Origin of the sequence: Geobacillus sp. LYN3, assembly GCF_003064505.1 — a bacterium.
Classification (GTDB): Bacteria; Bacillota; Bacilli; order Bacillales; family Anoxybacillaceae; genus Parageobacillus_B; species Parageobacillus_B toebii.
The window spans coordinates 1950961-1954096 of sequence record NZ_QCWL01000001.1 but is presented as its reverse complement, the minus strand read 5'-3'; the positions used below and the strand labels follow the sequence as shown (position 1 = coordinate 1954096).

Below are 3136 nucleotides of genomic sequence, written 5' to 3'. Positions count from 1 at the left end.
ACAGCTCTACAAAAGAGGCGTCAAGGAAGTGCTTCTGGGCGTATTCGATGGACTACCGGGGCTGGAGGAAGCTTTAAGGCGGTGTATCCGAAAGCAGATGTGCAGCGTTGTGTCGTTCACAAAGTCCGTAACACACTCCGTCGTGTTCGGAAAAAAGACCAATTCGAAATGGCGGAAGATTTGAAACTCATTTATCGATCTCCGAATAAAAAAATTGCACTGGAGATGTTTCAACAGTTTGAGTCGAAATGGTCTGGTAAGTACCCGAGAGAAGTTCAATCTTGGGCCAACGAGTTGGATGTCCTCCTCACATTTATGAGTTATCCGATTAGCATACGTAGTATGATTTACACCACAAATGCGATTGAACGAACGATCAAGGAGATTTGGAAACGTCTAAAGCCGATGAACAGTTTGAGCAGTTTAGAAGCCGCTGAAAAAGTCGTGTATTTGACCATTCAAGATTTTAATGAGAAATGGGCAGGACGAAAGTTACGAGGATTTGCCGAAGCACATGAAGCTCTTCAACGAATGTTTGAAGAATGTTATAATTAACCAAATAATGTAAATATCAAACCAATAAGATAAGGGGATTCTCCCTTTCTGCAAAGGAGACTGAATATTCAGTCTCCTTTGCAGGGGAAACTAGTCCCCTATCCATTCCAGAGATACCCTATCTATCTTGCATTACACAAAATTCTTGACGATACCTATTCTTCACGACCAAATTATACCAAATATTTATTATTTCTGTCCATATTTTTCGTTAAATTTAGATATAACGCAAATCTTTATAGCCCGATATAATCTCCCTGCTCTTTTTGTAGAGTGACAGAATTCCATCATAAACATTATGATAAATGTGTAGTCTACAATATTACCTTTAATTGTATCGAGAGCGTAAAAGACTTTTCTAAAAGCAACAATCTTAGAAAAGAATCTATAAAAAAGGAACCGATAAAGGCTCCTTTTAACTTAATTCCTATTGTTGAAGTTAAGCTAACAGCTTAACATAACGCGTTCCCTTGAGTGGTCTCTTCAAAAGGTTTATAAAAACACCTTTTTTCTATTGGTCCATTTTTGTTTCCTGCATATAATGAATCGGTTCATACAGTTGTCTTATACATAGTAAACCAACAATTATAAATGTTAATAAACCAAGTAAAATAACGGTCCAATGAAACCCTATCCAATCAAGCAATACTCCTGTACACAATACAGAAACCTGTTGAACAAAACTTTCCAGCATCCTTCTCAAAGAGAAAAACCTTCCTAGATATTCGTCTGGAATTAATTCCTGGCATACCGTATTGGATAAGGGCATGAAAATACCAACAACATAACCGAATAGAGCAAAAGAAACAACAGGAAGCCATCTCCATTCTGCTAAGAATAAAGACATTTGAGCAACACCAATGAGGAGGCACGATATCAATAATAATGGGACGGAATTTTTACCTTTCTTGAGCCGACTCGCAGTTAAACCAGCAATAAAAATGGATAAACCTTCTGCTCCGTACAACAATCCTTTAATCAAAGATGAATCTTGCAATTGACTTATATTGATCACCATCAGATTAAATCCGCCAATAAAAATAAATGGGAAAACCGTTAAGATAAGAATCATCTTAATTACTGGAAGACGATTAATTACCGACAATATTTCATGAAATGATCGATGACCTTTTATATTGCGACCTGTTTGTTCTGATGAATGACGACTGGTTATGGAAGGTTCCTCTATACGTAAAAATAATGTAGACATTAGTAAGAGGAAATAGGTAATAATCGCGATTATAAACAAAGTAGTCACAGAAACATATACAAGCAAAACACCGGCTAGAACAGCCCCAAATATTCTTGCTAATGTGACAAGGTTAAAGTTTAGTGCATTTGCCTTTACTAAGTGTTCTGGTTGTGTAACTTTTGGAATCGAAGATTGAACAGCGGGAAAATAAAAGGCTGCCGCTCCCCCAATAAATATACTGTACATAAAAACCCACATAAAATTTTCTTGCCAAATTGCAATAAACATTGCACATACCGCGATAATCCGCATAATAGATACCCAAAATATAACAGTTTTTTTGGATGTTTGGTCGACCACTTTTCCGGCAAAAGGGCCAATAACTATGCTGAACAAAATTCCGGAAACCAAAATTACCGATTGAAGAAAAAACGAATGAACATGTTGTTGTAAAAACTCCAGCGTTCCGATAACGCCAAACCAGATACCAAGTTCAGCAATAAATAACCCTCCAAGAAGAATAAGTAAATTTTGATTTTTCCACACAAGGAATCATCTCCTAACAATTATAGTTTTATTGGATAAATGTCTGTTAAGAAAATATTAATGCAAGAAAAAGGGAACGCATTTATTTTCCTAACTATAATTTTTCATGTTTTACCAATGAGGACTAATTAAATGAGGGTTAATTATATGTAAACTATACTTGCCTCAGTTATATTTCATAGGTTTACTTACCATTCACACAGATTCGAATAAATGAATTGGTTCTCGTACAATAATCCAAGGCGATGACCATGGGTGTCTTCCATATTGAACTGGTCCAACCCACTCTCCAATTTTACATAATTCCCATAGTGAAGGTATTTTAGCTCTTATAGTTATATGTTTTCCTGTGTTCTTATATAAAGGATTCAAGAATGATATAAAGCAAGCTTGGGTATCGGAATAACTAAAAGGATGCACTCCAGCAATAACTAAAAAACCTTCGTCTATCCATTGTTTTTTCCACTGATTGATATGTGAAATATCATATTTATATTCTTTTGGCCCAACATAAAGGTCCCAAATTGTTCTTCCGTTTAACCCCGCATGACCTGTACTTGGAACATTAGTCAGACTTGCACTAAACAAATTATGTGCCTGTGTAATGAGACATCCATTTTCTATGAAGGTTACACGTTTTCGGGGGGTACCTTCAAAGTCAAAATTCAATCCTTTTCCTCTATCCATCACCAATAAGTTGCTAGGTATTTCTGTAATTGTTTTACATTCAGTCGTCAGTAATTTCAACAAATCATTCAGATATAAAGTTGATAAAACGTATGGACTTAATAACCATGAGGATTTCCACAAATTTTCCTGACTTAGAAAAAGAGATGAATTATC

General features: G+C 35.7%; 2 protein-coding genes and 1 pseudogene. 1 reads left to right on the top strand and 2 read right to left on the bottom strand.

All coding sequences use genetic code 11. The features are described 5' to 3' along the window. A pseudogene (locus DCC82_RS10095) lies at positions 1 to 555 on the top strand (IS256 family transposase); the annotation flags it as partial. 511 nt (positions 556 to 1066) lie between these two features. Here DCC82_RS10095 and DCC82_RS10090 read toward each other — a convergent pair. Then, positions 1067 to 2293, bottom strand: a complete 1227-nt coding sequence (locus DCC82_RS10090; protein ID WP_097355112.1) for an MFS transporter — start codon at positions 2291 to 2293, stop codon at positions 1067 to 1069. A 195-nt stretch (positions 2294 to 2488) separates the two neighbouring features. Continuing rightward, positions 2489 to 3136 (bottom strand): metallopeptidase TldD-related protein (locus DCC82_RS10085; RefSeq protein WP_199222351.1); only part of this gene is annotated, 648 nt, incomplete at its 5' end.